Origin of the sequence: Nocardia sp. NPDC058176 (genome assembly GCF_042883805.1) — a bacterium.
Classification (GTDB): Bacteria; Actinomycetota; Actinomycetes; order Mycobacteriales; family Mycobacteriaceae; genus Nocardia.
Window position 1 is genome coordinate 30,318 of the sequence record NZ_JBHVVA010000014.1, and the last position, 26,461, is coordinate 56,778.

A 26,461-nucleotide genomic window follows, 5' to 3' on the forward strand; every position below is an offset into this window, starting at 1 on the left:
CGGCGATTCGGTGCTCACAGTCACGTGCGCGCCGCCGCGAATCCGGCCGCCAGATCGGCCAGGATGTCGTCGATGCCCTCGATGCCGACGGCGAGCCGGACCAGGCCGGGCTTGACGCCCGCGGCCAGCTGCTCTTCCGGCGTCAACTGCGAATGCGTGGTCGACGCCGGGTGAATCACGAGGGAACGCACATCACCGATGTTAGCGACATGGCTGTGCAGGCTGAGCGCGTCCACGAACTTCTTGCCCGCGTCGACGCCACCGGCCAGCTCGAAGGCCACGATCGCGCCCGCGCCCTTGGGCGCCAGCTGCTTGGCCCGCTCGTGCCAGGGCGAGGTCTCGAGGCCCGCGTAGTGCACCACGTCGACGCCCGGCTGCTCGGCGACGAACTTCGCGACCACCTCGGCATTGGCCACGTGCCGCTCGACGCGCAGGCTCAGCGTCTCGATGCCCTGGGCGATGAGGAAGGCGTTGAACGGCGACACCGCCGAGCCCAGGTCGCGCAGCAGCTGCACACGGGCCTTGAGCGCGAAGGCGGGCGCGCCCAGGTCGGCGAAGACCGCGCCGTGGTAGCTGGGGTCGGGCTCGGTGAAGCCGGGGAAGCGGGGCTTGCCGTCGGCGTCGCGCACGGTCCAGTCGAAGGTGCCGCCGTCGACGATCACGCCCGCCACCGCGGCGCCGTGGCCGCCCAGGTACTTGGTGGCCGAGTGCACGACGATGTCGGCGCCGTGGGCCAGCGGCTGGATCAGGTACGGGGTCGCGACGGTGTTGTCGACGATCAGCGGCAGGCCCGCGGCGTGCGCGACACCGGCGATGCCGGGGATGTCGAAGACCGCGCTGCTCGGGTTGGCGATGGTCTCGCCGTAGAAGGCCTTGGTGTTGGGCCGGATCGCGGCTTCCCACTGCGCCAGGTCGTCGGGGTCCTCCACGAAGGAGACCTCGATGCCGAGCTTGGGCAGCGAGTAGTGGAACAGGTTGTAGGTGCCGCCGTAGAGGTGCGGGCTGGACACGATGTGGTCGCCCGCGCCCGCCAGGTTCAGGATCGCGAAGGTCTCGGCGGCCTGGCCGGAGGCCACCAGCAGCGCCGCGACGCCGCCTTCGAGCGCGGCGACGCGCTGCTCCACCGCGTCCTGGGTGGGGTTCATGATCCGGGTGTAGATGTTGCCCGGTTCGGCGAGACCGAACAGCGCGGCGGCGTGGTCGGTGTCGCGGAAGGTGTAGGAGGTGGTCTGGTAGATCGGCAGGGCCCGCGCGTTGGTCGCTGCGTCAGGGGCCTGGCCCGCGTGGACCTGCTTGGTCTCGAACGACCAGTTCTCGGGCAGGGCAGAGTCGGACATGTCGGTGCTCCAGGGGGTTGTTCGCCGGGTATCTCGTCAGATGGGTCGGATCGACGGACAACAACACATGGTGGCCTCCTCGAATGCGCGCTTGCCCTCGACCTTCGAGAGCCCGGTCATCACCCGGAGCACCCCACCGCAGCTGGAGGGTTGCCGACCAGCGAGCCGGGGCTTGGCGCTGGTACTCATGACCTTGCCGTCATGTTAACCGGACATCTCGCCCGCGCGGAAATTTCCCCCGATTTCGTCGAGAAGATCACTGGCCCGCGCGGCGTGTTGCCGCCGCGGTCCCGCACAGCGGGCCCTCCCATCGCGGTGAGGTCGGTGGCAGCAGTACGCTTGTCTTGTTTGCACCACACGTCCCGCAGACAACGCGGGGCATATACGTTGTCTGTTGGAACAGCTGGGGTCCGCTCACAAGCGTGTTCGCCTGGCCGTGCAATGAGGGCACCATCCTAGGAGGACACGAAGATCCATGTCCAAGATCAAGGTTGAAGGTACCGTCGTAGAACTCGACGGCGACGAGATGACTCGGATCATCTGGCAGTTCATCAAGGACAAGCTGATCCATCCGTATCTCGACGTGAACCTCGAGTACTACGACCTCGGCATCGAGTATCGCGACAAGACAGACGACCAGGTCACCGTCGACGCCGCGAACGCCATCAAGAAGCACGGCGTCGGCGTGAAGTGCGCCACCATCACCCCGGACGAAGATCGGGTGAAGGAGTTCGGCCTCAAGAAGATGTGGCGCTCGCCCAACGGCACCATCCGAAACATTCTGGGTGGCACCATCTTCCGCGCGCCGATCATCATCTCCAACGTGCCCCGCCTGGTGCCCGGCTGGACCAAGCCGATCATCATCGGCCGTCACGCCTTCGGCGACCAGTACCGTGCCACCGACTTCAAGGTCTACGAGGCGGGCACCGTCACGCTGACCTTCACGCCGGAGGACGGCAGCGAGCCGATCGTGCACGAGGTCGTGAAGATGCCCGAAGACGGCGGCGTCGTCATGGGCATGTACAACTTCAAGAAGTCGATCGTGGACTTCGCGCGGGCCTCGTTCAACTACGGCCTGCAGCAGAACTACCCGGTGTATCTCTCCACCAAGAACACCATCCTCAAGGCCTACGACGGCATGTTCAAGGACACCTTCCAGGAAGTCTTCGACGCCGAGTTCAAGGCCGAGTTCGACGCGGCGGGCCTGACCTACGAGCACCGCCTGATCGACGACATGGTCGCCTCCTCCATGAAGTGGGAGGGCGGCTACGTCTGGGCGTGCAAGAACTACGACGGCGACGTCCAGTCCGACACCGTGGCCCAGGGCTTCGGCTCGCTCGGCCTGATGACCTCGGTGCTGCTCACCCCGGACGGCCGCACCTGTGAGGCCGAGGCCGCGCACGGCACCGTCACCCGGCACTTCCGCCAGCACCAGCAGGGCAAGCCGACCTCGACCAACCCGATCGCGTCGATCTTCGCCTGGACCCGAGGGCTGGAACACCGCGGCAAGCTGGACAACACCCCCGAGGTGATCGGCTTCGCGCAGGCGCTCGAAGACGTCGTCATCAAGACCGTCGAGGGTGGGCAGATGACCAAGGATCTCGCGCTGCTCGTCGGCGGGGATCAGGGCTACCTGAGCACCGAGGAGTTCCTCGGCGCCCTGGACGCCAACCTGGCCCGCGCTCTCAAGTGAGGCGAAGCCGGTGAGAAGAAGGGCGTCTGCACCCACCGGTGCAGGCGCCCTTTCTTCATCGGAGACGGTCCTGCTGCCATGGCCCGCGGAGTTCGGGCGGGACCGGCCGCGCTACGTGCTCGTTGTCGCACTCGCGCTGTTCTGCGCGCTGGGGACGTGGGTGTCGCTGGTCGGGTGCGTCACCGCGATCGGTGCCGCGGACGTGCTGTGGGTGGTGTTCTGGGGATCGAGCACGATGGTGTTCGGGCTGATGATGTTCGCGCTGCCGTTGTTCTGGCGGGTGCGCCGGCGGAAGCTGCCGCCGATCGCCCGTGTCGTGACGCCGGGTGGTGCGGCGCTGTTCGTCCCCGCCCCTCGGCGGACCCAGCTTCCGGCACTGGCGTTTCTCGTCGGTGGGTCCCTGTGGATGGCGTGCTACGTCTTCCTCGGGATGACCGTGTGGGAACCGGATGCCGAGCTCCACCACCTGTGGAACTACCTGGTGTTGCTGCTGGCGCTGGCCATCTGCGTGTTCGGCGGGTACGCGGCGTGGACGACGGCGCGAGCGCTGCGGCACCGGCACGGCTTGCTCCTCGCCCCGGACGGCATCGCGGTGGAGGCCGGATACGCCCAGCAGACGACCGGTTGGGACGACATCGGTTCCATCTGGCCGCGTGCGGACAACAACAACTACCAGGTCATCGTGGTGTCCCATCGGCTCACCACCGTGCGCCGAACCCGGCTGGTGCGCTCGCGCGGTCACACCGCGCGCGAGATCCGGCTCAACGCCGCCACCTACCGCATCGACCCGGCGTTGCTGTTCCATCTGATCTGCCACTATCGCGTCCACCCCGAGCACCGCCACGAACTGAGCACCGGCGACGCCGTCGCCAGAATTCGGCGGGGCGGGCTGTCCTCGACAGCGGACCGCGCGTGATCGCGGTGGGCCGGGGTGGGGTAGCTCACGGTCTTCTCGGGTAGCGAACGGTGGGCAACGGTCGTTGCATGGAGGCGTGAGTTCTTCCATCGTCGCCGTCGAGGCGCCACGTACCGGTTGGCATGTCCCGGCGATGCTGGCCTTGGCGCTCGGCGGGTTCGGGATCGGTACCACCGAGTTCGTGACCATGGGGTTGCTGCCCGATATCGCGAGGGCCTTCGACATCTCCGAGCCCTCGGCCGGTCATGCGGTGTCGGCGTACGCGCTGGGCGTGGTGGTCGGGGCGCCGTTGATCGCCGCGTTGTGCGCGCGGGTGCCGCGCAAGAAGCTGTTGATCGTGTTGATGGCGGCGTTCACCGTGGGCAATGCCGCCACCGTGCTCGCGCCGACCTTCGGGACGCTGGTGGCGGCCCGGTTCGTGTCCGGTCTGCCGCACGGCGCGTATTTCGGTGTCGCCTCGCTTGCCGCCGCGACGCTCGCACCCGTGGGGCAGCGGGCCAAGGCGGTGGCGGCGGTGATGCTCGGGTTGAGTGTGGCGAATGTGCTCGGGGTACCGGGGGCGACCTGGCTGGGTCAGCATCTCGGGTGGCGTAATGCCTATGTGGTCGTCGCGGTGATCGGGGTGGCGACCGTGGCGGCGCTGTGGCGCTACGTGCCCGATCTGACGAGCATGAAGATCAGCAATCCGATGACCGAACTCGGTGCGCTGCGTCGCCCGCAGGTGCTGCTCACCCTCGCCGTCGGCGCGATCGGGTTCGGCGGCATGTTCGCCGTCTACACCTACATCGCCACCACCATGACCGATGTCGCGGGCATGTCCATCGGCGCGGTGCCGATCGTGCTCGCGCTGTTCGGCCTCGGCATGATCGTGGGCAACATCGGCGGCGGCATCCTCGCCGACCGCGGCGTCGACCGGTCGATCTTCGTCGCCATGATCGCCATGGTGGTGATCCTGGCCGGCTTCGTCCTCGCCGCCCACAACCCGATCACCGCCGCCCTCGGCGCCTTCCTGGTCGGCGCGTCCGGTGCCGCCCTCGCCCCCGGCCTGCAAACCCGCCTGATGGACGTCGCCGCCGACGCCCAAACCCTCGCCGCCGCCCTCAACCACGCCGCCCTCAACATCGCCAACGCCGCGGGCGCCTGGCTCGGCGGCCTGGTCATCGCCGCGGGTCTCGGCTACACCGCCCCCGCCATGGTCGGCGCCATGCTCGCGGTCCTCGGCGTCGCCCTGTTCACCGTCACCGTCTGGACCGCCCGCCGCGCCGCTCCCAACACGCCGTAGCCGATTCGAAAGTCTCTTCGAATGACCGTACGTTGCAGCGCATGCCGAGCTACCTTCACGAAGCTTTGCTAGACCTGTTCCGCAACGAGTTGTCCCTGGCGTTCTCGCTACTGGCCGACGAATTCGGAGTCCCCGTCCCCGATTTGGCCAACCTGAGGGCCGAACCCTGCGATTTCACCGATATCGGACCCAAGGAGTTCCGTGGTGACCTGGCGCTGAGCACACACGACGCCCGGGATCGTCCCGTGCTCGGTGTCTGCGTCGAGGTGCAACTCGATGCCAAGGATGTCCGCCGGTGGAAATGGCCGGTGTACCTGACGACGCTGCGGTCCCGGCTCTGCTGCCCGGTGGTGCTGCTCGTGGTGACACCGAGCCCCAAGGTCGCCAAATGGGCCGAGCAGCCGATCGAACTCGACAACTTCGGCTCGGTCGTCCGCCCGCAGGTCCTCGGCCCCGACCGCTTTCCCCTTGTCACCGACCCGGACGAGGCCAGGCGTTCCCCCGAACGCGCGGTACTCTCGGCCATGGCGCACGGTGCCGGACCGCAGCGGGACGAGGTCCTTACGGCGTTCCTGTCCGGCCTGATGAGAACCGACGAAGAACATGCGAAAATGTACTTCGAGCTGGTTGATGGCACCCTGACCACCGCGGCAAGCCGACGCCTGGAGGAACTGATGGAGCGCACTCCCGAACACCGCGGCCGTATCGCCACCAAGTACGTGGCCGAAGGTCGAGAGGAGGGCCGCACAGAAGAAGCTGCCCATGCGCTGCTCACCGTGTTGACCGCGCGGGGGCTCGAACTGTCGGCCGCGCAGCGCGCTCAGCTCGCGGAGTGCACCGACCACGACCAACTCCGCGAATGGCTGAATCAGGCCATCACCGCAACTTCCGCGAGCGAGCTCTTCGGCTGATGCCGACGCCACAGGAGATCGGCACGCAGGAACCGTCGCGGACTGGCAAATACGTTCCACGCGGGCGCATCGCGAAGAAGTGGGTTGCGGAAGGGTATGCGCTGGGCCTCGCGGAAGCGCGCGCGGAAAGACACGTGGCAATAGCCGTGGAGGTGACATTGCGCGCGGTATTCACTGTCCTCGACGTTCGTGGGTTCGAAGTGTCGGACGCGCAACGCACGCAACTCACTGAGTGCCGAGACCCCGGCCAGCTCGACACCTGGTTGGGCAGGGCCGCCGCCGTCGATCACGTCGACGAGATATTCACCTGACACTGTCCGCGGTGATCATTCCGGCTTCGGTGGTTTGCCGTCGGCTGGGCGGGCCCAGCCGAAGCTGAGGTGGACGGCTCGTTGCCAGAGTTCGTATTCGTCGTCGCGGGTGTGGCGGTCGGGGGCGGGGCGCCATTGGGCGGCGACCTTCCAGTTGTGGCGTAGGCCTTGGAGGTCCGGCCAGAAGCCGACGGACAGGCCTGCGGCGTAGGCGGCGCCGAGGGAGACGGTTTCGGTGACCAGGGGGCGCATCACGGGGATGTCGAGGACGTCGGCGATGGTTTGCATGAGCAGGTTGTTGGTCGCCATGCCGCCCGCCACGCGCAGGGAGGTGGCGCGCAGGCCCGCGTCGGCGTTCATGGCTTCGAGGACGTCGCGGGTCTGCCAGGCGGTGGCTTCGAGGGCGGCGCGGGCCAGGTGGCCCTTGGTGACGTAGGAGGTCAGGCCGATGAGGAGGCCGCGGGCGTCGCCGCGCCAGTGCGGGGCGTAGAGGCCAGAGAAGGCGGGGACCAGGTAGCAGCCGCCGTTGTCGTCGACAGTGCTTGCGAGGGTTTCGATTTCGGGGGCGGTGGCGATCAGGCCGACGATGTCGCGCAGCCACTGCACCAGCGAGCCGGTGACGGCAATGGGTCCTTCCAGGGCGTATACCGGTTCCGGGCCGACCTGGTAGCCGATGGTGGTGAGCAGGCCGTGTTCGGAGCGGACCAGTTCGGTGCCGGTGTTCATCATGAGGAATCCGCCGGTGCCGTAAGTGCATTCGGCCTCGCCCGGCGCGAAGCAGGTCTGGCCGAACAGGGCGGCGTGCTGGTCGCCGAGCGCGGCGCCGATGCGGACACCGGGCAGCACTGCGCGCGCGGTCCCGAAATCGCCGGTCGACGGTTCGATGCGGGGGAGCATCGTGGGCGGAATGTCGAAGAACCGCAACAGTTCCGGGTCCCACTGGCGGGTGGACAGGTTCATCAGCAGGGTGCGTCCGGCATTGGTCACATCGGTGACGTGCGCGCCCCCGTCGGGGCCGCCGGTGAGGTTCCAGATCAGCCAGGACTCCATCGTTCCGAACAGCACGTCGCCCCGGTCGGCGCGTTCACGCAGTCCATCGATGTGATCGAGCAGCCAGCGCAGTCGAGGCGCGGCGAAGTAGGTGGCGAGTGGAAGTCCGCTCAGCTCCGTGATGCGTTGCGCACCAGGGGCGTTCCGCAACTGGTCGACCAACTCCTCGGTGCGCACGTCCTGCCAGACGATCGCCGGTCGCACGGGCACCCCGGTGCGCCGATCCCACACCACGGTGGTCTCGCGCTGATTGGCGATCCCGATCGCCGCCACCTGCTCGCCGGTGATCCCGGCATCGCGCAACGCCGCGGGCACGATCCGCTCGACGGTCCGCCAGATCTCCAGCGCATCCTGCTCCACCCACCCCGACCTGGGGTAACGCTGACGCTGTGCACGCTGAGCCAGCCCCGCCAACCGCGCATGCCGGTCGAACACGATGCAGCGGGTCGACGTCGTCCCCTGATCGATGGCGAGTACGAAACGTTGCGTCATCAGCATCGACTCCCATCGGTGCGATCCACGGCGGCAGGCTCGACCGCCGCAGAGTGTCGTGCCCCGCGCGGCGCCATGTTCGCGCAGGGCGTCCAGGTGGCGGTGGAATTTCCGCGTCCGCGGGTTGCCAGGGCGGGCAGCGATGCTGTGCGCTTCATTGCGGCACCGTGAGATCGCGGTGGATGGCGGCGGCGGCAGCGCGGACCTGGTCGACGGCGGTGGACCTGATCTGGGATCGAGTGTCGCACAGCCGATCTGTCGGGCCCGAGATGCCGATGGCGGCGACCACCAGACCGCCTCTGGCACGGATGGGCGCCGCGATGCCCGCTTCGCCGGAGCGGTGCTCGTCGACCTCACCTGCCCAACCGGCCCGCCGCACCTCGGTGATCGCCCGGTCGAGCCCGGCGCGGTCGGTGATCGTGCGTCGGGTGAACGCGGGTAGCGCACCGGGGTCGGTCGCCGCGTCGTAGGCCAGCAGCACTTTCCCCAGCGCCGTCGCGTGGGCGGGCAGCACTTCGCCGAGGGCGAGCAGCTGATCGGTGTTGTCGGGCCGGAACACGTGATGCACCACCGTCACCCCTTCGGGCCGCGAGACCGCGATCCGCACCGACTCCCCGGCGCGCGCGGCGAGCGCGTCGGCCCGGTGGATGGCGCGTGCGCGCAGCACGTTGACGTCGAGATGGTCGGCGCCGAGCTCACCGAGCCCCGCGCCGAGCAGGTACTTGCCCGTCGCCGGGTCCTGTTCGACGAACCCGACCCCCTGCAGGGTGCGCAGGATGCCGTGCGCGGTCGGTTTGGCCAGACCCAACGCGGTGGCGATCTCGCCGACCGCCATCCGCCCCGGTCCGCGCGCGAGCAACCGCAGCACGGCGGCGGCGCGTTCGATCGACTGGATCGGCCCGGGCACGCTCCGGAATCTATCAGCCGGAGCGTTCGGCATTGTCGAACGGCGGCCGTGGCGCGAGGGTTGTCCGGTTCCTAGCGTTGATCTCGGGCCCGGCCACGACCGCGAGCCCGGTGGACGGACTCGACGGCGAGTCCCTCGAAAGGACCACGATGAACCGGTATGTGGGTGCGATCGATCAGGGCACGACCTCGACGCGCTTCATGGTCTTCGATCACGCGGGCGCCGTCGTCGCGCGCCATCAGCTCGAGCACGAGCAGATCATGCCGAAGGCGGGCTGGATCGAACACAACCCCGACGAGATCTGGGAACGTACCCGCACCGTCGTCAAGACCGCCCTGGCCGTGGCCGAGCTCACCGCCGCCGATCTCGCCGCCGTCGGCGTCACCAACCAGCGCGAGACCACCGTCGTGTGGAACCGCCGCACCGGCCGCCCCTACGGCAACGCCATCGTCTGGCAGGACACCCGCACCGACCGCATCATCGCCGATCTCGAGGCCGCCGGACACAGCGAATTCATCCGCGCCAGAACGGGATTGCCGCCCGCACCGTACTTCTCCGGCGGCAAGCTGCGCTGGATCCTCGACAAGGTCACGGGCGTGCGCGCCGACGCCGAACGCGGCGACGCCCTGTTCGGCACCATGGACAGCTGGCTGATCTGGAACCTGACGGGTGGGGTTCGCGGCGGCGTGCACGTCACCGACGCGACCAATGCCTCGCGCACCATGCTGATGGATCTCGAGACGCTGGACTGGGACGACGAACTGCTCGCCCTGTTCGGCATCCCGCGCGCCATGCTGCCGACCATCGCGCCCTCGTCGAACCCGGCGGGCTTCGGCACCACCAATCCCGACGGCCCGTTCAAGGGCGCGGTTCGCATCGCGGGCGTGCTCGGTGACCAGCAGGCGGCGGGCGTCGGCCAGGTGTGTTTCGAGCCGGGCGAGGCCAAGAACACCTACGGCACCGGCAATTTCCTGATGCTCAACACCGGCACCGAGATCGTGCGCTCGACGCACGGACTGCTCACCACCGTGGCCTATCAGTTCGGTGACGACAAACCCGCCTACGCGCTGGAGGGCTCGATCGCGGTGACCGGCTCGGCCGTGCAGTGGCTGCGCGATCAGCTCGGCATCATCGCCGGCGCCGCCCAGATCGAGGATCTCGCCGGGCAGGTCGAAGACTCGGGCGGGGTGTACTTCGTGCCCGCCTTCTCCGGCCTGTTCGCGCCGTACTGGCGACCCGATGCGCGTGGCGCCGTCGTCGGCCTCTCGCGCTACAGCAACAATGCCCACTTGGCCAGGGCGACACTGGAATCCATCGCCTATCAGACCCGTGACGTGGTCGAGGCCATGCAGCGCGATGCCGGGGTGCGCCTGGCGACGCTGCGGGTCGACGGTGGAGTCACCGTCAACCAGCTGGCCATGCAGATCCAGGCCGACCTGCTCGGCGTGCCGGTCTCGCGACCGGTGGTGCCCGAGACCACCGCGCTCGGCGCCGCCTATGCCGCCGGCCTGGCCGTCGGATTCTGGCGTGGCACCGACGAATTGGTGGCCAACTGGGCCGAGGACGTCCACTGGTATCCCACCTGGACCGACTCCCAGCGCGAGAACGGCTACCGCCGCTGGCTCAAAGCCGTCTCGCGCACCCTCGACTGGGCCGAAATCTGAGCACTGCCAACACTTTTCGAAGGAGAATGTCGTGTCCGTCCAACTGGACTCCACCTACCGCGCCCAGGCGATCGCGGCGCTCGGCGACAACGAGATCGACGTGCTGGTGATCGGTGGCGGGGTCACCGGTGCCGGTGCCGCGCTCGACGCCGCCGCGCGCGGACTGTCGGTCACCCTGGTCGAGGCGCGCGATTTCGCCGCAGGCACCTCGAGCCGCTCGTCCAAGCTCATCCACGGTGGCCTGCGCTACCTCGAGCAGCTGGACTTCGCGCTGGTGCGCGAGGCGCTCAAAGAGCGTGGGCTGCTGCTGAATACGCTGGCCCCGCATCTGGTGCGACCGGTGCCGTTCCTGTTCCCGTTGCAGCACCGCGTCTGGGAACGGGCCTACATCGGCGCGGGCATCGCCCTCTATGACACCCTCGGCGGCGCCCGCGCGGTCCCCATGCACAAGCACCTGTCCCGCACCGGCGCACTGGAATTGGCGCCCGCCCTGCGCGCGGACGCGATGACCGGCGCGATCCGCTACTACGACGCCCAGGTCGACGACGCCCGCCACACCATGATGATCGCCAGGACCGCCGCCGAACACGGCGCCACCGTGCTCACCCGCACCTCGGTGACCGGGCTGGAACGCGAGGGCGATCGCGTGGTCGGCGCCCGCGTCCTCGACCTGGAAACCGGTCTGTCGCATACGATCCGGGCCCGCAGCGTGATCAGCGCGACCGGGGTGTGGACCGACGACATGATCAAGCTGACCGGCGTCGACTTCCCGTTCCATGTGCGCATGTCCAAGGGCGTGCACATCCTGGTCCCGCGCGACCGGCTCGACCTGCACACCGGGCTCATCATGCGCACCGAGAAGTCGGTGCTGTTCGTGATCCCGTGGGCCGAGCACTGGATCATCGGCACCACCGACACCGAATGGTCACTGGACAAGAACCATCCGACGGCCACCGCCGCCGATGTCCAGTACATCCTCGACCACGTCAACGGCCTGCTGCGTGAGCCGCTGACCAGGGCCGACATCGTCGGCACTTATGCCGGGCTGCGCCCGCTGATGACCGGCGCGTCCAAGGAGACGGCCAAGCTCTCCCGTGAGCACGCCGTCGCCGAGCCCACGCCCGGCCTGTTCGTGATCGCGGGCGGCAAGTACACCACCTACCGGGTGATGGCGGCCGATGTGGTCGACGCCGTCGCCGAGCGCCTCGGCGGCGCCATCGCGCCCTCGACCACCGCCGACCTGCCGATCGTCGGAGCCACCGGCTACCACGAGCTGCGGGCCGATCTCGCCCCGCTCGCGGCCGAAGCCCGGCTCCCGGTCGACGTGGTCGAACACCTGCTCGGCCGCTACGGTTCGCTGGTCACCGACCTGTTCGCCCTGATCGACGCTGATCCCGCACTGCGCCAACCGATTCCGGGCGCACCGGACTACCTCGCCGCCGAGATCGTCTACGCCGTCACCCACGAGGGCGCCCTGCACCTCGACGACCTCCTCACCCGCCGCACCCGCATCTCCATCGAGGTCCCCGACCGCGGCCTGGCCGCCGCCCCCGAAATCGCCCGCCTCGCCGCCCCCCTCCTCGGCTGGGACCCCGAAACCACCGAAGCCGAGATCAACCGCTACTACGACCGCGTCCACGCCGAACTGGCCGCCAACCAGGCAGGCGACGACGAATCCGCCAACTCGGCCCGGTTGGTCGCGGTGCGCTGAGGCGAGGTTCGGACCGCGCGGCAGCTCGCGCTTCGCTGCGGAAGTCCTCGTGCCGAGGCGGCAGGTCGAGCAGGTGAAGCGGCCGTCCCACGCTTTCGGCAAGCGCGAGCGTTCCGGGCCGGACACGTCGCACGGGGCGGGCGGGGTCGCTAGCGTGAGTGCATGGATACGGAATTCGGGCCAAGGCGGGTCACGCTGCCGGGTGGTCGGTCATGAGCCGGGGCGCCATCGTCATCACCGGGGCAAGTTCCGGGTTGGGCGCGGAGATGGCGCGACAGTTCGCGGCACTGGGCTACGACCTGGGGTTGTGTGCGCGGCGCACCGAGCGGCTCGATGAGCTGCGCACGGAGATCATCCTCGCGCACCCGGAGCGGATCATCTCGGTGAAACAGCTCGACGTCACCGACGACGCGGCGGTGTTCACCGTCTTCGACGAGTTCGCGCTCGAATTCGGCACGATCGACCGGGTCGTGGTGAACGCCGGACTCGGCAAGGGCGCACCGCTGGGCACCGGCCGCCACGACGCCAACCGCGAAACCGCGACGGTCAACTTCCTCGCCGCCCTCACCCAGACCGAAGCGGCCCTGACCATCTTCCGCGCCCAGGGCCGCGGCCACCTGGTGATGATCTCCTCGATCTCCGGCCTGCGCGGCATGCCCAAAACCCTCACCACCTACGCCGCCACCAAAGCGGGTGTAGCGGCACTGGCCGAGGGCCTGCGCGCGGAAGCCATCCCCGGCGTCGACGTCTCGGTCATCTACCCCGGCTACATCCGCTCGGAGATGAACGACCGCGTCAAACACCAGCCCAAGTTCATGGTCGACACCGAACCCGGCGTCCGCGCCATGGTCGCCGCCATCGAAAAGCGCCGCCCCAAGGCCTACGTCCCCACCTGGCCCTGGCTCCCCCTCGGCTACGCCCTCCGCCTCCTCCCCACCCCCCTCGTCCGCAAACTGCTCTGAGCAGCGTGAAAGGTTGAACCGGCCACGTCGTCGCGCACTAACTGGCACGATGTCAATACGACGAGGCCGGCGGGACGCACGGTGCGCGGGATGGTTGCGCTGGGCGGCCGGGAGAGCAGGAGAACGACGATGTTCGAATGGTCCGAGACCGATCTGATGATCCGCGATGCTGTGCGGGCGTTCATCGACAAGGAGGTCAGGCCGAATCTGGACGCGCTCGACAGCGGGGAGATGCTGCCGTATCCGGTTCTGCGGAAGTTGTTCGCGCAGTTCGGGATCGACGCGATGGGTGAGGACGCGGTCGCGAAGATGCTGGCCAAGGAAGCGGCCGGGCCGGGGGAGGGCGGGGAGAAGAAGCCGGGGAGCCCGTTCGGGGATCAGCAGTCGATGATGGCGGTGCTGATCAGTGAATTGTCCGGTGTCTGTATGGGTTTGGTGTCGGCGCTCGGGGTGAGTATCGGGCTCGGGGCCACCACCATCATGTCGCGGGGCACCCTGGCCCAGAAGCAGCGCTGGCTCGCCGACATCGTCACCCTGCGCAAGGTGGCCTCGTGGGCGATCACCGAACCGGACTCGGGCTCGGACGCGTTCGGCGGCATGAAGACTCGCGTCGAACGCGACGGCGAGGACTACATCCTCAACGGGCAGAAGACCTTCATCACCAACGGCCCGAACGCCGACGTGATGATCGTCTACGCCAAGCTCGACGAGGGCGACGGCGCCAACAAGCGCGACCGCAAGGTGCTCACCTTCGTGCTCGACAAGGGCATGGAGGGCCTCACCCAGGGCAAACCGTTCAAGAAGATGGGCCTGCACTCCTCGCCCACCGGCGAACTGTTCTTCGACAACGTCCGCCTCGGCAAGGATCGGCTGCTCGGCGAGACCGAGGACCACCGCGGCGGCGACGGACGCGAAAGCGCCAGATCGAGTTTCACCGCCGAGCGGATCGGCGTCGGGTTCATGGCGCTGGGCGTGATCGACGAATGTCACCGGCTCTGTGTCGATTACGCGCGTAACCGCACGCTGTGGGGTCAGGAGATCGGGCGGTTCCAGCTGGTCCAGCTCAAGCTGGCCAAGATGGAGATCGCCCGAATCAATGTGCAGAACATGGTGTTCAACGTGCTCGAGCGCGGGCGCGCGGGCAAGCCGCCGAGCCTGGCCGAGGCCTCGGCGATGAAGCTGTACTGCTCCGAGGCGGCCACCGAGGTGGCGATGGAGGCGGTGCAGCTGTTCGGCGGCAACGGATACATGAGCGAGTACCGGGTCGAGCAGCTGGCCCGCGACGCCAAGTCGCTGATGATCTACGCGGGCAGCAACGAGATCCAGGTGACCCACATCGCCAAGGGTCTGCTGGGCAAGTAGCCGATCGGACCTGCGCGCGGACTCACACCGCGCGCAGGTGCCCTCGGCTGGCGTAGATGTGTTCGGCGATCAAGGTGGCGATCCGGTCGGGCGCCTCCAGCATCGGCACGTGCCCCACCCCGTGGATCAGGATCCGGTCCGCCGATTCGGGCAGTTCGCGCAGGTAGCGGGTGGCGTAGACACGGTTGGGGATGATCCGGTCGTACTCGGCGAGCAACATCCGCACCGGCGTCGTCAGCTCGCCGAGATCGTCCATGCCGGGGGCGCGCAGGCTGCCGAGGATCAGCGGGAGCATCGCCTCGCAGTGCAGCACGGCCGTGATGATGGTCGCCAGGTCGCGGCGGGCGACGGCCCCGGTGTTCTTGGCCAGCAGGAACGCGGCCACCTGCTGGACCAGCAGATTGTTGATCGCGAAGCCGCCGAGCCGCTTGCCGACCTCGACGAACGGGATCATCGACGCGAACTTCGCCCCGATCCTGACCTGGCTCAGCGACGGCGAGGCCCAGCCGCCCGCCGCGGCGACCGTGGTGAGCGTGCGGGCCCGCCCGCGCCGCGCCAGCTCCAGTCCGACCCAGCCGCCGAGTGAGTTCCCGGCGATGTGACAGGTGCGCCAGCCCAGCTCGTCGAGCTGATCCTCGATCTGATCGGCCAGGGCGTACACATCCAGCGACCAGCCCTCGATCTTCGGCCCGCCCCAGTGCCCGGCGAACGCGGGCGCGTACACCTCGCAGTGTGCCGCCATCCGGTGCGCGACCTGCTCCCAGCAGTGTGGCGACAACATGAACCCGTGCAACAGCAGAACCGGGTCACCGGACCCGATGTGCAGCGCCGCGACGGGCGCGGGCGGGGCAGCGGACTTGGCGGTGCGTGACGTCATCGTCATTCACCCCTTCCTGGACGGCGGTGTCCGGGGGAGCATTCCTTTCTGCATTGTACGGTCGTACCGTGCCGATCATCCTCTCAACCGTCAACGTCAACGGCGTGCGCGCCGCGGCGACCAAGGGCATGTTGCCGTGGTTGGCCGCGACCGAAGCCGACATCGTCTGCCTGCAGGAGACCAGGGCGACCGACGCCCAGGTCGCGGCGGCGCTGGCCCCTGCCCTCGACGCCGGGTGGGTGCTCTCGCACGCCGAGCCGGAATCGAAGGGCCGCGCCGGGGTCGGCATCCTGTCGCGGCGCGCGCCCGACGCGGTGCGGATCGGCTTCGGGAGCACGGAGTTCGCCGCGTCGGGACGGTACATCGAGGCCGACTTCGACGACATCACCGTGGCCAGCGTGTACGTGCACTCCGGTGAGGCGAACACGCCCAAGCAGGACGAGAAGTACCGGTTCCTGGCCGAGTTCGGCGCCTACCTGAAGTCGCGCACCGGCGAGTTCGTGGTGAGTGGCGACTGGAACATCGCCCCCGCCGAAGTGGACCTCAAGAACTGGAAGGGCAACCAGAAGTCCGCGGGATTCCTGCCCGAGGAGCGCGCCTGGATCGCCGAACTGCTCGCCGCGGGCTACGTCGACGTGGTGCGCGCCCTGCACCCCGGCGTGGCGGGCCCCTACAGCTGGTGGTCCTACCGCGGCCGCGCCTTCGACAACGACTCGGGCTGGCGCATCGATTATCAGCTCGCGCTCGGTGAGCTGACCACCCGGGCCAAGCAGGCGGTGGTCGAGCGGGCCGATGCCTACGATCAGCGCTGGTCCGACCACGCTCCGGTCACGGTGCAGTACCGGTGAATCTCTCGCGCAAGACTCTCGGCCTGCTCGGGGGGCTCGTCCTGATCGTGCTCGCCCTCGGGCTCAGCTTGATCGGCGGACGCGGCGACAGCGACACCACGACCGCCGCGACCACCACCCGCGTGGTCGTGGAGACGACCTCCGCCAGCGCGCCCAAGCCCGGCCCGCCCGCCGCGAGTCCGTCGGCGGCGCCGGTCACCAAGGCCAGTGGGGTGCCGGACCGGGCCTATACGACCCTCGTGGAGATCGATGCGGGGCGCTGGCCGGATTCGGCGAACGCGCCGGGGACGAAGGGCGGTATCCACTTCATGAACCGGGAAGGCCGGTTGCCCGCGAAGGATTCGGCGGGCAAATCGGTGACCTATCAGGAATGGGACGTCAATCCCAAGCAGCGCAATCGTTCTCGCGATGCCGAACGCATCGTCACCGGCAGTGACGGCAGCGCCTGGTACACCGGCGACCACTACGACACCTTCACGAGGATGCGCTGATGACGACGCGAATGACGCTGTCGCAGTTCCTTGCTCGTCCCACCGCCGAGGCACCGGCCACCGGTCGGCCACCGGTGCTCGGCGCCCTGCTGGTCGACGCCGCCCAGTTCAGCGGCGTCCGCTACGACGCGCCAGCCGACTACCGCGTGCGCGAACTGCGCGGCCCCAAGATGCGCACCGTCGCCGAACTGTTCGACGAGTTCGCCGCCGCCTTCCAGTTCCCGTACTACTTCGGCGCCAACAAGGACGCCTTCGACGAGGCCCTGCGCGACCTCGACGACTACGTCGGAGACGCCCCCGGCTACGTCGCGGTGGTGCGCACCGCGGCCGACCTGCTGGCCGAACAGCCCACCGAACGCGCCTGGTTCGAGGCCGCCGTGCGCGACGCCGCCGCCTACTGGGGCAAGCGCGAGGTCGCCTTCCGCGTGGTCCTGCAGGGCGACCCGGACGACTTCGACGCGGTCTGGCTGTCCGCCTGATCCGGCGTGCGCGAGGCCGGTCGGCGCGGTGTTCCCGGGCACGACCGCGAAACAGGCCCTAGGGTCGGTTCCGGGCCCGTCGAGACGCGGCGGGCCGGGACGGGAGTTCGGCCAGCGTGATGCGTTTCGCGAAGATCATCGGTCTGGTGGGGGTGCTCGGTCTGCTGGCCGCGCCCGCCCTCGCCCAGACGGCACCCGAGAACAGCCCCTACGCACCGACCATGCTGGTGCTCGACGCCTCCGGTTCGATGCTGGCCGCCGACCCCGGCGGCGGCACCAAAATGGACGCGGCGAAGTCGGCGGTGCGTGGTTTCGTCGACACCGCCCCGGCACAGGCCCAGGTTGGCCTGTCGGTCTACGGCACCGGCACCGGCTCCACCGACGCGGAGAAGGACGCGGGCTGTCGCGACGTGTCGGTGCTGCGCGCACCGGAGACCATCGACCGCGCCGCGCTGACCACCGCCGTCGACGGGATCACACCCAGCGGCTACACCCCGATCGGCACCGCGCTGCGCACCGCCGCGGCCGAACTCCCCACCGAGGGCCCGCGCTCGATCGTGCTGGTCTCCGACGGCCTCGACACCTGCGCGCCGCCCGATCCGTGTGAGGTCGCCCGCGAACTCAGCGGCAACGGCGCGGAGATCGTGGTGCACGCCATCGGTTTCGGCGTCGACGAACCCTCCCGCGTCCAGCTGACCTGCATCGCCGAGACCACCGGCGGCACCTACACCGACGCCGCCGACGGCAAGGCCCTCGAACAGGTCCTGCCCAGGGTAAGCAAGGCCGCCCTGCGCGACTACGCCTCGGCGGGCGAGAGCGTCACGGGCACCGCGAGCTACCAGGACGCTCCCGTGCTGGCGGCCGGGCAGTACCTCGACACCATCGAGCAGCGCCAGCGCCGCCACTACGCGGTCGAGATCCCCGACGGCGCCACGGCGTACTTCGCCGGCACCGTCTCCTTCCCGCGCGGCGAGAACAACCCGCTGTCCAACAACAGCATTCAACTGCGGGTCTTCGGCGCCGACGGCAAGGACTGCAACGCCTTCGAGTTCGAGCAGGCCACCCGGTCCACCGACGGCGTCGCGCTCACGGTGGCCAAGGAGTGGAAGGGCGCGACCGAGGCAGGCGGCACCGACACGTGCAAGGGCGGCGGGCGCTACCACTTCACCCTCGAATGGTCCGGTGTCGCCGACGGGGCGCCCGAGTCGTTGCCGCTGGAGCTGAACGTCGCCGTCGAACCCGGTGTCACCGATGCCGGTCCCGCCGCGAACCCCGCACCGGTCACCTTCGCCGAGCCGGGCGGACCGAGCACCCCGGTGACCGGCGGCGGCTCGTTCAACGTGGCGACCGAACTCGGCGGCTCCGGCGTCTACACCGACACCCTGCAGCGCGGCGAGTTCGTCTTCTACAAGGTGAAGGTGGACTGGGGTCAGGGCCTGGCCTACCGGGTGCGCTACCTCGAGACACCGGGGCGCGGCATCGAGCACGTCTCGATAGTCGACACGACCCTGTACAACCCCCATCGCAAGGAACTCGACCGCGCGTTCACCACCTACACCGGCACGGCCACCACCCTGCCCGCGAACGAACCCGCGCTCGCCACCCCCGAAGCGCGCTACCGCAACCGGGAATCCTCCTCGCCCGATGTCGCCGCGGTCGCCACGGCCGGGTGGTATTACGTCGCGGTGAAACTCGCCCCCGCCAAGGACGACGCGGTGGCCGGTCCCGTCCCGATCGAACTCGACCTCACGGTCACCGGCACCCCGGAACCGGGTCCCAGCTACCGCATCGCCCCGGCCGAACCCACCGGCGAACACCGCGCCGATGCCGCGACGGGCGGTGCGTCGACCGACGACGATGACGGCGGCACCTTTGTTGTCGTCGGCGTCGCGGTCGGCGCGCTGCTTCTGCTCGGCGTCGTCGGCGTCGTGATCACTCTGCGGCGCAGGAGAACTCGCCGCTGACCCGGCGGTCTGGTGTCGTAGCGCGGCCCGGCGGGGTTGCGCCGGGCGACCTGGCGTCCGGCTCGTCTCGGCCGTGCGAAGGGGGTCCGCGGGCCGCCGATGTGGTCAGCGGTAGCGGGTGGCGAGGTCCTCACCCAGGAGGACGAACACGTCGGTGGTCTGGTCGATCAGCTCGGCGCGGGTCAGGCGGAGATCCCCGGCCAGCCAGGTGGTGAGGGTCTGGACCAGGCCGCCGATCAGGTAGTTGGCCCGGAAGTCGACCACGGCTTCCGGCGCGCTCGCCTCCCCGTAGAAGTCGGTGCCCTCGGCCGCGACCAGGCGGGCGAAGGAACTCACCGTGCGGGCCGTGCGGGCCCGTAGTTCGGGGGTGGCCACGCTGGCCACGAGCGCGGCGCGGGCCTTGCGCGGGTCGTCGGTGAGCACGGCGATCCCGGCGCTGATGGCGGCGTGGGCCTGCGCGCGGCTCTGCGCGGGGGAGGAGGCCAGTGCGATGGCGATGGCGGCCGCCAGTTCCTCGGCGATCCGGTCGAGCAGCGCCTCGAGCACGGCATCGCGGCTCGGGAAACTCTCGTAGTAGTAGCGCTCGTTGAGCCCGGCGCGCGTGCACAGCCCGGCGACGGTCAGCTTGGCCTGCCCGTCCTCGGCGACGATGTCGAGCGCGGCGTCGAGTAGCGCGGTGCGCCGCTGGGCCTGTCGCTGCTCGGCCGAGACTCCGCCATAGGTCCGTTGTGCTGCCACGGCTCCCATTCTGCGCCCTCCGCTCGCCGACTTTCTGGTAGAGACTCTTGCCAGATTATCAAATCTGGGGGATTCTATTGCCAGATGCACTCGACGAGGAGGCGCGACATGGTGGCACGACCGGGCGAAGCCGGATATTTCGCCGACGATTCGATGATTCGACGGGTGATGAGCAAGCGCGCGGTCGGCATGACCTACGGCCTGCGGGCGCTGGTCGTCGGCGCGGTGAATCCGCTGCTCTACGTCGGCACGGCCGAGCACACCACCCATCGCGACACGCCCTACACCCGCCTCGCCACCACCGGCGCGCTGTTCGAAGCGGTGTTCCTCGGCAGCAAGACCGAAGCCGACCGGGCGCTCGCCTTCACCCGTCGCAAGCACAGCCGGGTCGTCGGCGCGCTGCCCGAGGACGCGGGTCCGAAGCATCCGGCGGGCACCGCCTACGCGGCCCACGATCCGCACCTGATGTTCATGACCATGGCCTTCACCTTCGACTCGGCCGAGGTCATGCACGACCAGCTGGTCCGCACACTCACCCCCACCGAACGGGAGGACCTCTACCAGGACTACGTGCGCTGGGGCGAACTGTTCGGCATGCCCCGCGAGGCCGCGCCCGCCGACTACCCCGCCTTCCGCCACTACTTCGACGACTACCTGAGTTCGGGTGAACTGTTCCTCACCGACGAGGCCCACCTGGTCGGCTCCTACCTGGCCGGGCAGCGCCGGGCCTACCGCCTCGCCCCACCCGCCGAACAGGTCGGCACCGCGCTGTACCTGCTGGTGCAGGGCAGCCTGCCGCCGCGAATCCGGCAGTTGTACGGGATGGAATGGGGGATCACCGATGAGCTCGCCTACCGCACGCTCAGCACCGGCATCCGCACCGCGCACCTCGCGCCGCCACTGGCTCCCCGGGTGCTCGCCGGGACACTGGCCGGACCGAGCACCCCCTCCTACCAGCTGCTCGCCCGCCGCGAGCAGCGCATGGTCAGGGCGGGCAAGCCGAGCATGCCCGGCGTCGATCCGCGCAACTGGGTGCAGCGAAATTCCGCTTGAGGGGGAACCGTCAGCGCCGCAAGGTGTCGGTGATCGCCTGCAGGAAGGCGCCGGTCTCGTGCTCGCGGTTGGCGGATTCGTCGTCGGCCGTTCCGTAGGTCCGATTGGCGGACAGCTTGACGATCACCGCCTTCGTCGCCGGGTCGACATGGACGAATTGGTTGTACACGCCGATCGCGCTGAACGCGCCACGGTCGCCTGCGGGAATCCACCACTGATAGCCGTATCCGAAATCGAACCGGTGCGTACCGACAATCGGCAGCCCCGGTCGCAGGTGCGTGGCATCGGGAACGACGGAGGCGCGCACCCACGCTTCCGGGACGATCTGGGTGCCCTGCCACCTGCCCCCGTTGCGATACAGCTCGCCGAGCTTGGCGAAATCCCGGGCGGTCATGTTCAGCCCGGCGAAGGCGACCTCCATGCCGACGGCGTCGAGCAGCCAGTAGCCCGGTGCGGTCATACCGAGGGGTTCGTACAGTTTTTCCTGCATGTAGTCGGTGATCGAACGACCGGTGGCGTGAACCAGTAGCGAGCCGAGCGCCTGGGTGTCACCGGAGTTGTAGCGGCAGACCGTCCCCGGTTCACTCTCGCGAACCACGCCCGCGACGAAGTCGTCGAGTGTGCCGACGCCGGCCATTGCCGCGTTGAGCCGGAAGATGTCCGAGGTCGGGTCGCTGTAATCCTCGTTCCACCGCGCCCCGGACGACATCTGCAGCACGTTCTTGATCGAGACCCCGTCGTAGGCGGAGCCGGGATCGACCGGCACATAGTCGCTGATGGGCTGGTCGATGCCGGTGATGTGCCCCTCGGCGACGGCGATACCGACCAGCGTGGAGATGAAGCTCTTCGCCACCGACATCGAAATCCACGGCACCTCGGGTCCGCCGGTCAGCGCGTACCGCTCGTGGCGGATGACGCCGTCCTCGAGGACCAGCAGTGCCGCGGTGTCGGTCTCGACGAAGAATTCCTCGAACGACTTCCGCTCGCCGGCGAACTCGTAGGTGTCGGGAAGTTCGATCGGGTCGCCGGTGCGCCACTGGTGCGGTGTCGACGACGGGGTCAACGCACCCACCGGCAGCAGGTTCCACAGGCGGCAGAAGTTGTCGTGCTGCGGAGCGCCGGTGAACAGGCCAAGCCCTGCCAGGGCGGAGAGGGGGTCGGTCATGACTGCCAAACTAGCAGTACCACTTGGTTAGGACAACCACTTGGTACGCCAAATTTACCGAGGTGACGGCGGGTTAGGATTGCGCGATGGGCACACCTCGCGTGGATGGGCGCACACTGCGGTTTCAGCACCGGCGGCCGGAATTGCTGGCCGCGGCGACGGAATACGTGCTCGATCACGGCATCGGGGACGCGTCCCTGCGGACGATCGCGCAGGCGCTCGGCGTCACCCATGCGACACTGCTGCGGCACTTCTCGTCGAAGGACGAGCTGCTCCTGCAGGTGCTCGGCCGGATCCACGCCGATTTCACGGCGCGCATCATCGGCGACGACGAACTTCGCGGCGCGGAATCCACCTCGGAGTTCGTGCGAACGGCGTGGCGGTTGCTGTGCGAACCTCGGGAACAGCGGCAGTTCCTGTTGCTGTTCGAACTGGTCGGGCGCACCGGGCGAGAGCCCGAGCGCGGTGGGCGACTCGTCCAGTCGATCATCAACGACTGGCTCGTTCCGGTCGAAGAGCGCTTGATCAGGGAGGGGTGGCCGCCCGGTGATGCCGCCGCGTTGGCGACGAGCGTCTTGGCGCAGGTCCGCGGCCTGCAACTCGATCTCATCATGACCGGGGACCGCGCTCGTGCCGATCGCGCCCTCGGCTTCATGATCGAGGCACTCGGTCGGCCAGGCGTCCGGTAACCGCCCGGTGCCACCTGGGTGCAGCGAAATTCCGCTTGATGGGCATGGAAAGATCGGGTCCATGTCAAGTCCTGCCCCGGCTCAGACGGCCGAACGCAAGCAGCGGGTGCTGTCGGGCATCCAGCCCACCAGTGACTCCTTCCACCTCGGCAACTACCTGGGTGCGCTGCAGTACTGGGTGACGATGCAGGACGAGTACGACGCGCTGTACTTCATTCCCGACATGCACGCGATCACCGTCAGCCAGGACCCCAAGGCGCTGCGCGCGCGCACCAAGGCCGCGGCCGCCCAGCTGCTCGCGCTGGGCATCGACCCGGTCAAGTCCACGCTGTTCGTGCAGAGTCAGGTGCCCGAGCACGCCGAGCTGTCCTGGGTTCTGAGCTGCATCACCGGTTTCGGTGAGGCCAGCCGGATGACCCAGTTCAAGGACAAGTCGGTCAAGCAGGGCGCCGAGAACGCGACCGTCGGCCTGTTCACCTACCCGGTGCTGATGGCCGCCGACATCCTGCTCTACCGCCCGCACCAGGTGCCGGTCGGCGAGGATCAGCGCCAGCACCTCGAGCTGACCCGAAACCTGGCCCAGCGCTTCAACACCCGGTTCAAGAAGACCTTCGTGGTGCCCGAGCCGCACATCGTCAAGGGCACCGCCAAGATCTACGACCTGCAGGACCCGACCGCGAAGATGAGCAAGTCGGCCTCGAGCGACGCGGGCCTGATCAACCTGCTCGACGATCCGAAGGTCACCGCGAAGAAGGTGCGCTCGGCGGTCACCGACACCGAGCGCGAGATCCGCTACGACACCGAGCACAAGGCGGGCGTCAGCAACCTGCTGGTGATCCTGAGCTCGCTCACCGCGACCCCCATCGTCACGTTGGAGGAGAATTTCGCGGGCAAGGGTTACGGTGATCTCAAGGCCGAGGTGGCCGACGCGCTGGTCGAATTCGTGACCCCCGTGCAGAAGCAGGTTCAGGAGTACCTCTCGGATCCCGCCGAGCTGGACCGGATTCTGGCCGCGGGGTCGGAGCGGGCACGCGAGATCGCCGGCAACACACTGGCTCAGGTGTACGACCGGGTGGGCTTCCTGGCTCGCTGACCCGGTGCGCGCCTGTGGCTTTCAGCTGAAGGGGCGCGTGTCATGCAGGTCGTCGACAACATCTCCGCCGCTGTCGAGAGGCAGATCGGGCGCAGGCCCTGGCTGGATCATCTGGTCAGGGCGGGCGGGCGGTTCCAGCGCCAGCGCGGCGATTTCTTCGCCGCGGGTGCCACCTATTTCACTGTGCTGTCGCTGTTTCCGCTGCTGATGGTGGCCTTCTCGGTGGCCGGTTTCGTCCTGGCCGGCCAGCCGCAGCTGCTCACCGAGCTGCAGGAGAAGGTCCAGGAGAACATTCCCAGTTCCTTCGGCGAGCAGATCAACACCCTGATCGACCAGGCCATCGACTCGCGTGGCACGGTCGGCCTGATCGGTCTGCTGGTCGGCCTGTGGACCGGTCTCGGCTGGATGGCGAACCTGCGGGCCGCGCTCACCGAGCAGTGGGAGAGCCAGAGTCCGGAGAAGCCGTGGTGGCGCAGCAAGCTGTCGGATCTGGGGGCGCTGCTCGGCCTCGGCGTTGCCTTCGTTGTCTCGCTCGGACTGTCGGCGGTGGCGACCAGCGGCATCAGCAAGCGGCTGCTCGAGCTGATCGGCGCCGATGAACTGCCCGGCGCCTCGGTGGTGCTGTCGCTGGTCTCGATCGTGCTCGGGCTGCTCGCCTCGTGGGCGGTGTTCGCCTGGATGATCGCGCGCTTGCCCCGCGAGCCGGTCTCGCTGCGCAGCGCGGCGCGGGCGGCGGCGCTGGCGGCGGTCGCCTTCGAGATCTTCAAGTTCATCGCCGCGTTCTACCTGCAGACGGTGCTGTCGAGCCCGGCCGGTGCGGCCTTCGGTTCGATCATCGGCCTGCTGGTGTTCACCTACATCACCTACCGGATCCTGCTGTTCGCCACGGCGTGGGCGGCGACCTCGTCCGACAACGAACGGGTCGAGATCGCGCCGCCGAATCCGGTGATCATCCAGCCGCGCGTGGTCGAGCACGGCATGTCGACCGGGGCGGGCGCCGCCTACTTCGGGGCGGGCGCGGTCGCGGCGCTGGCGCTGATGCTGGTCGGCAAGCGCCGCTGACTCACCGCCCGCGCCGCGCGATCCGCCTGCCCAGCAGCAGCAACACCACGACGAGTACCGGCGCGCCGATCAGCGTGGCCACCCGCGCGCCGTTGTGCGGCTGCTGCTCGGTCGCGGCCTGGGTGCCGTCGGCGCGCGGCGGCGGTGAGGCCAGCGGCACGCTGGGTTGCACTGCCGCACTGCCGGTTTCGGGCAGCTTGCCGATCCTGGCGTCGGTGTCGAGGGCGAAACCGTAGTCGAGCAGCCGGGCGGCCTGCTCCCACGGCCGGATCGGGCGCACATCGGCCTTGAGCAGGGTGACGACCAGGCGGTGCCCGTCACGCTCGGCGGCGGCGACGAAGGTCTGGCGGGCGTCGTCGGTGAACCCGGTCTTGCCGCCGATCGCGCCCGCGTAGTTGTAGAGCAGCTGATTGTCGTTGGCGATGGGGTAGCCGGGGCGATCCTTGTCGTCGGGGATCTTCGGATCGGCCGGGTAGCCGGGGAAGTCGACCTGCTGGGTGTGGATGAGCTCGGCGAACAGCGGGATGTCGAGCGCCTCGCGGAACAGCACCGACAGGTCGTAGGCCGAGGTGCTCATGCCGGGGCCGTCGAGGCCGGACGGGGTGGCGGCGCGAGTGTCCATGGCGCGCAACGTCTTCGCCACCTCGTTCATCTTGGCCACGGCCGCCTTGTCGCCGCCGAGCTGGGTGGCGATGGCGTGCGCGGCGTCGTTGCCCGAGGCCATGATCAGCGCTTCCAGGAGCTGGCGGTTGGTGTACTGCCCGCCGGGGCCGATGCCGACCCTGGTGCCGTCGACGTCGGCGTCGGCCTGGGTACCGATGATCACCTCGTCCAGGTCGAGGCTGCGCAGCGCGACGATGGCGAGGGCGACCTTGATGGTGCTGGCGGGCCGGTAGCGCCCGTGCGGGTCCTTGGCGGCCAGGACGCGGCCGGTGTCGAGGTCGGAGACCATCCACGCGGTGGCGGAGATGTCGGCGGGCAGCGGGGGTGCGCCCTCGGGCAGCACCACACCGCATTCGCCGAGGCGCTGCCCGCCGATGGGCGGTGACGGAACCGGCAGCGCGGTCGGGGTCGGCTCGCCCGGTAGCGGCACCTCCGAGGTGTCGATCGGGGGCGGCGGTTGGGTGCGCTGCGCGCAGTCGTCGGTGTTCGGGGTGGTGAACGGCGGCGTGGTCGTCGTGCTCGATCCGCTGTCGGTGTCCGTGGTGGGGACGGCGGTGGCGGGAGCGCCGGTGAGGGCGGCGACGGCGAGGGTGGCGCCGAGGAAACAGGCGGCGCGCACGCCGAGATCGCGGATCTTCATCGCCTCTGAGAGTAGCGAGCCCTCGCGCGCCCGTCGCCACGGCAGTCGCCAGGTATTGACACTCTCTACTAAATGAGAGTTACTATCAAAAAGTAGTAACT

24 protein-coding genes and 1 riboswitch are annotated in these 26,461 nt (G+C 68.9%); of the genes, 17 read left to right on the forward strand and 7 right to left on the reverse strand.

Translation table 11 applies throughout. From position 1 onward, the window contains the following. Positions 1 to 20: 20 nt before the first annotated feature. Positions 21 to 1,337: a bifunctional o-acetylhomoserine/o-acetylserine sulfhydrylase gene (locus ACFVVM_RS34030; protein ID WP_387626745.1), complete on the reverse strand. Its 1,317-nt coding sequence runs from the start codon at positions 1,335 to 1,337 to the stop codon at positions 21 to 23. 82 nt (positions 1,338 to 1,419) lie between these two features. After that, positions 1,420 to 1,530: riboswitch (SAM riboswitch) on the reverse strand. A 282-nt stretch (positions 1,531 to 1,812) separates the two neighbouring features. Here ACFVVM_RS34030 and ACFVVM_RS34035 point away from each other — a divergent pair. From ACFVVM_RS34035 to ACFVVM_RS34055, 5 genes are all read left to right on the forward strand, one after another. Then, positions 1,813 to 3,030, forward strand: coding sequence for an NADP-dependent isocitrate dehydrogenase (locus ACFVVM_RS34035; RefSeq protein WP_387626747.1), 1,218 nt, complete (start codon positions 1,813 to 1,815; stop codon positions 3,028 to 3,030). 115 nt (positions 3,031 to 3,145) lie between these two features. Continuing rightward, a complete protein-coding gene (locus tag ACFVVM_RS34040) occupies positions 3,146 to 3,946 on the forward strand; it encodes a hypothetical protein (protein ID WP_387626750.1) in 801 nt (266 codons plus the stop codon). A gap of 133 nt (positions 3,947 to 4,079) precedes the next feature. Next, positions 4,080 to 5,228, forward strand: a complete 1,149-nt coding sequence (locus tag ACFVVM_RS34045) for an MFS transporter (protein WP_387626859.1) — start codon at positions 4,080 to 4,082, stop codon at positions 5,226 to 5,228. Between the two features lie 41 nt (positions 5,229 to 5,269). Continuing rightward, positions 5,270 to 6,139 carry a hypothetical protein gene (locus tag ACFVVM_RS34050; RefSeq protein ID WP_387626752.1) on the forward strand — a complete coding sequence of 290 codons (870 nt, stop codon included), beginning with the start codon at positions 5,270 to 5,272 and terminating at the stop codon, positions 6,137 to 6,139. Continuing rightward, on the forward strand, positions 6,139 to 6,450 hold the full coding sequence (locus ACFVVM_RS34055) for a hypothetical protein (protein WP_387626754.1): 312 nt from the start codon (positions 6,139 to 6,141) through the stop codon (positions 6,448 to 6,450). Before ACFVVM_RS34050 ends, ACFVVM_RS34055 begins: the two co-directional genes overlap by 1 nt. Before the next feature lie 15 nt (positions 6,451 to 6,465). Here the strand turns inward: ACFVVM_RS34055 and glpK (ACFVVM_RS34060) are convergent, their stop codons facing one another. Both glpK (ACFVVM_RS34060) and ACFVVM_RS34065 read right to left on the reverse strand, forming a co-directional pair. Beyond that, positions 6,466 to 7,992, reverse strand: a complete 1,527-nt coding sequence (glpK, locus tag ACFVVM_RS34060; protein WP_387626756.1) for a glycerol kinase GlpK — start codon at positions 7,990 to 7,992, stop codon at positions 6,466 to 6,468. 154 nt (positions 7,993 to 8,146) lie between these two features. Continuing rightward, positions 8,147 to 8,899 carry an IclR family transcriptional regulator gene (locus ACFVVM_RS34065; protein ID WP_387626758.1) on the reverse strand — a complete coding sequence of 251 codons (753 nt, stop codon included), beginning with the start codon at positions 8,897 to 8,899 and terminating at the stop codon, positions 8,147 to 8,149. Positions 8,900 to 9,048: 149 nt separating this feature from the next. On the opposite strand from ACFVVM_RS34065, the gene glpK (ACFVVM_RS34070) reads away from it, so the two are divergent. The 4 genes from glpK (ACFVVM_RS34070) to ACFVVM_RS34085 all read left to right on the forward strand — a co-directional run bounded on the left by glpK (ACFVVM_RS34070) (position 9,049) and on the right by ACFVVM_RS34085 (position 14,598). Further along, complete coding sequence (glpK, locus tag ACFVVM_RS34070) at positions 9,049 to 10,563, forward strand: glycerol kinase GlpK (RefSeq protein WP_387626760.1); 1,515 nt, start codon at positions 9,049 to 9,051, stop codon at positions 10,561 to 10,563. A gap of 31 nt (positions 10,564 to 10,594) precedes the next feature. Beyond that, entirely contained in the window at positions 10,595 to 12,274 is a 1,680-nt protein-coding gene (glpD, locus tag ACFVVM_RS34075) for a glycerol-3-phosphate dehydrogenase (protein ID WP_387626762.1), read from the forward strand. Between the two features lie 212 nt (positions 12,275 to 12,486). Continuing rightward, positions 12,487 to 13,236 carry an SDR family oxidoreductase gene (locus ACFVVM_RS34080; RefSeq protein ID WP_387626764.1) on the forward strand — a complete coding sequence of 250 codons (750 nt, stop codon included), beginning with the start codon at positions 12,487 to 12,489 and terminating at the stop codon, positions 13,234 to 13,236. A 129-nt stretch (positions 13,237 to 13,365) separates the two neighbouring features. Then, complete coding sequence (locus ACFVVM_RS34085) at positions 13,366 to 14,598, forward strand: acyl-CoA dehydrogenase family protein (protein ID WP_387626766.1); 1,233 nt, start codon at positions 13,366 to 13,368, stop codon at positions 14,596 to 14,598. A 22-nt stretch (positions 14,599 to 14,620) separates the two neighbouring features. Here the strand turns inward: ACFVVM_RS34085 and ACFVVM_RS34090 are convergent, their stop codons facing one another. Then, the gene (locus ACFVVM_RS34090) at positions 14,621 to 15,475 is read right to left on the reverse strand and encodes an alpha/beta fold hydrolase (protein ID WP_387626768.1); all 855 of its coding nucleotides are present in this window, start codon (positions 15,473 to 15,475) and stop codon (positions 14,621 to 14,623) included. A gap of 68 nt (positions 15,476 to 15,543) precedes the next feature. Between ACFVVM_RS34090 and ACFVVM_RS34095 the strand changes: the two genes are divergently transcribed. The 4 genes from ACFVVM_RS34095 to ACFVVM_RS34110 all read left to right on the forward strand — a co-directional run bounded on the left by ACFVVM_RS34095 (position 15,544) and on the right by ACFVVM_RS34110 (position 19,257). Beyond that, positions 15,544 to 16,323 carry an exodeoxyribonuclease III gene (locus tag ACFVVM_RS34095; RefSeq protein ID WP_387626770.1) on the forward strand — a complete coding sequence of 260 codons (780 nt, stop codon included), beginning with the start codon at positions 15,544 to 15,546 and terminating at the stop codon, positions 16,321 to 16,323. Next, complete coding sequence (locus tag ACFVVM_RS34100) at positions 16,320 to 16,814, forward strand: ribonuclease domain-containing protein (RefSeq protein ID WP_387626773.1); 495 nt, start codon at positions 16,320 to 16,322, stop codon at positions 16,812 to 16,814. Before ACFVVM_RS34095 ends, ACFVVM_RS34100 begins: the two co-directional genes overlap by 4 nt. After that, entirely contained in the window at positions 16,814 to 17,293 is a 480-nt protein-coding gene (locus ACFVVM_RS34105; RefSeq protein ID WP_387626776.1) for a barstar family protein, read from the forward strand. The genes ACFVVM_RS34100 and ACFVVM_RS34105 overlap by 1 nt, the downstream gene beginning before the upstream one ends. A gap of 119 nt (positions 17,294 to 17,412) precedes the next feature. Then, positions 17,413 to 19,257, forward strand: coding sequence for a VWA domain-containing protein (locus tag ACFVVM_RS34110; RefSeq protein ID WP_387626778.1), 1,845 nt, complete (start codon positions 17,413 to 17,415; stop codon positions 19,255 to 19,257). Positions 19,258 to 19,362: 105 nt separating this feature from the next. Here ACFVVM_RS34110 and ACFVVM_RS34115 read toward each other — a convergent pair whose 3' ends face one another. After that, positions 19,363 to 20,004: a TetR/AcrR family transcriptional regulator gene (locus ACFVVM_RS34115; protein WP_387626780.1), complete on the reverse strand. Its 642-nt coding sequence runs from the start codon at positions 20,002 to 20,004 to the stop codon at positions 19,363 to 19,365. A 99-nt stretch (positions 20,005 to 20,103) separates the two neighbouring features. Between ACFVVM_RS34115 and ACFVVM_RS34120 the strand changes: the two genes are divergently transcribed. Next, positions 20,104 to 21,048, forward strand: a complete 945-nt coding sequence (locus ACFVVM_RS34120; RefSeq protein ID WP_387626783.1) for an oxygenase MpaB family protein — start codon at positions 20,104 to 20,106, stop codon at positions 21,046 to 21,048. Between the two features lie 10 nt (positions 21,049 to 21,058). On the opposite strand, the gene ACFVVM_RS34125 is transcribed toward ACFVVM_RS34120, so the two are convergent. Next, positions 21,059 to 22,213: a serine hydrolase domain-containing protein gene (locus ACFVVM_RS34125; RefSeq protein ID WP_387626785.1), complete on the reverse strand. Its 1,155-nt coding sequence runs from the start codon at positions 22,211 to 22,213 to the stop codon at positions 21,059 to 21,061. An 86-nt stretch (positions 22,214 to 22,299) separates the two neighbouring features. Here ACFVVM_RS34125 and ACFVVM_RS34130 point away from each other — a divergent pair, with 86 nt between their 5' ends. The 3 genes from ACFVVM_RS34130 (at position 22,300) to yhjD (ending at position 25,057) form a co-directional block, all read left to right on the forward strand. Beyond that, on the forward strand, positions 22,300 to 22,902 hold the full coding sequence (locus ACFVVM_RS34130) for a TetR/AcrR family transcriptional regulator (RefSeq protein WP_387626788.1): 603 nt from the start codon (positions 22,300 to 22,302) through the stop codon (positions 22,900 to 22,902). A 61-nt stretch (positions 22,903 to 22,963) separates the two neighbouring features. After that, positions 22,964 to 23,995 carry a tryptophan--tRNA ligase gene (gene trpS, locus ACFVVM_RS34135; RefSeq protein WP_387626791.1) on the forward strand — a complete coding sequence of 344 codons (1,032 nt, stop codon included), beginning with the start codon at positions 22,964 to 22,966 and terminating at the stop codon, positions 23,993 to 23,995. A 42-nt stretch (positions 23,996 to 24,037) separates the two neighbouring features. Then, positions 24,038 to 25,057, forward strand: a complete 1,020-nt coding sequence (yhjD, locus tag ACFVVM_RS34140) for an inner membrane protein YhjD (RefSeq protein ID WP_387626793.1) — start codon at positions 24,038 to 24,040, stop codon at positions 25,055 to 25,057. Between the two features lies 1 nt (position 25,058). Here the strand turns inward: yhjD and ACFVVM_RS34145 are convergent, their stop codons facing one another. Then, positions 25,059 to 26,360, reverse strand: coding sequence for a D-alanyl-D-alanine carboxypeptidase family protein (locus ACFVVM_RS34145; RefSeq protein ID WP_387626796.1), 1,302 nt, complete (start codon positions 26,358 to 26,360; stop codon positions 25,059 to 25,061). Positions 26,361 to 26,461 lie beyond the last annotated feature (101 nt).

Excerpts from the sequence above, each read along its gene's own strand:
- ACFVVM_RS34030 (WP_387626745.1), bottom strand. The coding sequence starts at position 1,337 with ATGTCCGACTCTGCCCTGCCCGAGAACTGGTCGTTCGAGACCAAGCAG.
- ACFVVM_RS34035 (WP_387626747.1), top strand. The coding sequence starts at position 1,813 with ATGTCCAAGATCAAGGTTGAAGGTACCGTCGTAGAACTCGACGGCGAC.
- ACFVVM_RS34045 (WP_387626859.1), top strand. The coding sequence starts at position 4,080 with ATGCTGGCCTTGGCGCTCGGCGGGTTCGGGATCGGTACCACCGAGTTC.
- ACFVVM_RS34050 (WP_387626752.1), top strand. The coding sequence starts at position 5,270 with ATGCCGAGCTACCTTCACGAAGCTTTGCTAGACCTGTTCCGCAACGAG.
- ACFVVM_RS34055 (WP_387626754.1), top strand. The coding sequence starts at position 6,139 with ATGCCGACGCCACAGGAGATCGGCACGCAGGAACCGTCGCGGACTGGC.
- glpK (WP_387626756.1), bottom strand. The coding sequence starts at position 7,992 with ATGACGCAACGTTTCGTACTCGCCATCGATCAGGGGACGACGTCGACC.
- glpK (WP_387626760.1), top strand. The coding sequence starts at position 9,049 with ATGAACCGGTATGTGGGTGCGATCGATCAGGGCACGACCTCGACGCGC.
- ACFVVM_RS34080 (WP_387626764.1), top strand. The coding sequence starts at position 12,487 with ATGAGCCGGGGCGCCATCGTCATCACCGGGGCAAGTTCCGGGTTGGGC.
- ACFVVM_RS34085 (WP_387626766.1), top strand. The coding sequence starts at position 13,366 with ATGTTCGAATGGTCCGAGACCGATCTGATGATCCGCGATGCTGTGCGG.
- ACFVVM_RS34090 (WP_387626768.1), bottom strand. The coding sequence starts at position 15,475 with ATGACGTCACGCACCGCCAAGTCCGCTGCCCCGCCCGCGCCCGTCGCG.
- ACFVVM_RS34105 (WP_387626776.1), top strand. The coding sequence starts at position 16,814 with ATGACGACGCGAATGACGCTGTCGCAGTTCCTTGCTCGTCCCACCGCC.
- ACFVVM_RS34110 (WP_387626778.1), top strand. The coding sequence starts at position 17,413 with ATGCGTTTCGCGAAGATCATCGGTCTGGTGGGGGTGCTCGGTCTGCTG.
- ACFVVM_RS34115 (WP_387626780.1), bottom strand. The coding sequence starts at position 20,004 with ATGGGAGCCGTGGCAGCACAACGGACCTATGGCGGAGTCTCGGCCGAG.
- ACFVVM_RS34120 (WP_387626783.1), top strand. The coding sequence starts at position 20,104 with ATGGTGGCACGACCGGGCGAAGCCGGATATTTCGCCGACGATTCGATG.
- ACFVVM_RS34125 (WP_387626785.1), bottom strand. The coding sequence starts at position 22,213 with ATGACCGACCCCCTCTCCGCCCTGGCAGGGCTTGGCCTGTTCACCGGC.
- ACFVVM_RS34130 (WP_387626788.1), top strand. The coding sequence starts at position 22,300 with ATGGGCACACCTCGCGTGGATGGGCGCACACTGCGGTTTCAGCACCGG.
- trpS (WP_387626791.1), top strand. The coding sequence starts at position 22,964 with ATGTCAAGTCCTGCCCCGGCTCAGACGGCCGAACGCAAGCAGCGGGTG.
- yhjD (WP_387626793.1), top strand. The coding sequence starts at position 24,038 with ATGCAGGTCGTCGACAACATCTCCGCCGCTGTCGAGAGGCAGATCGGG.
- ACFVVM_RS34145 (WP_387626796.1), bottom strand. The coding sequence starts at position 26,360 with ATGAAGATCCGCGATCTCGGCGTGCGCGCCGCCTGTTTCCTCGGCGCC.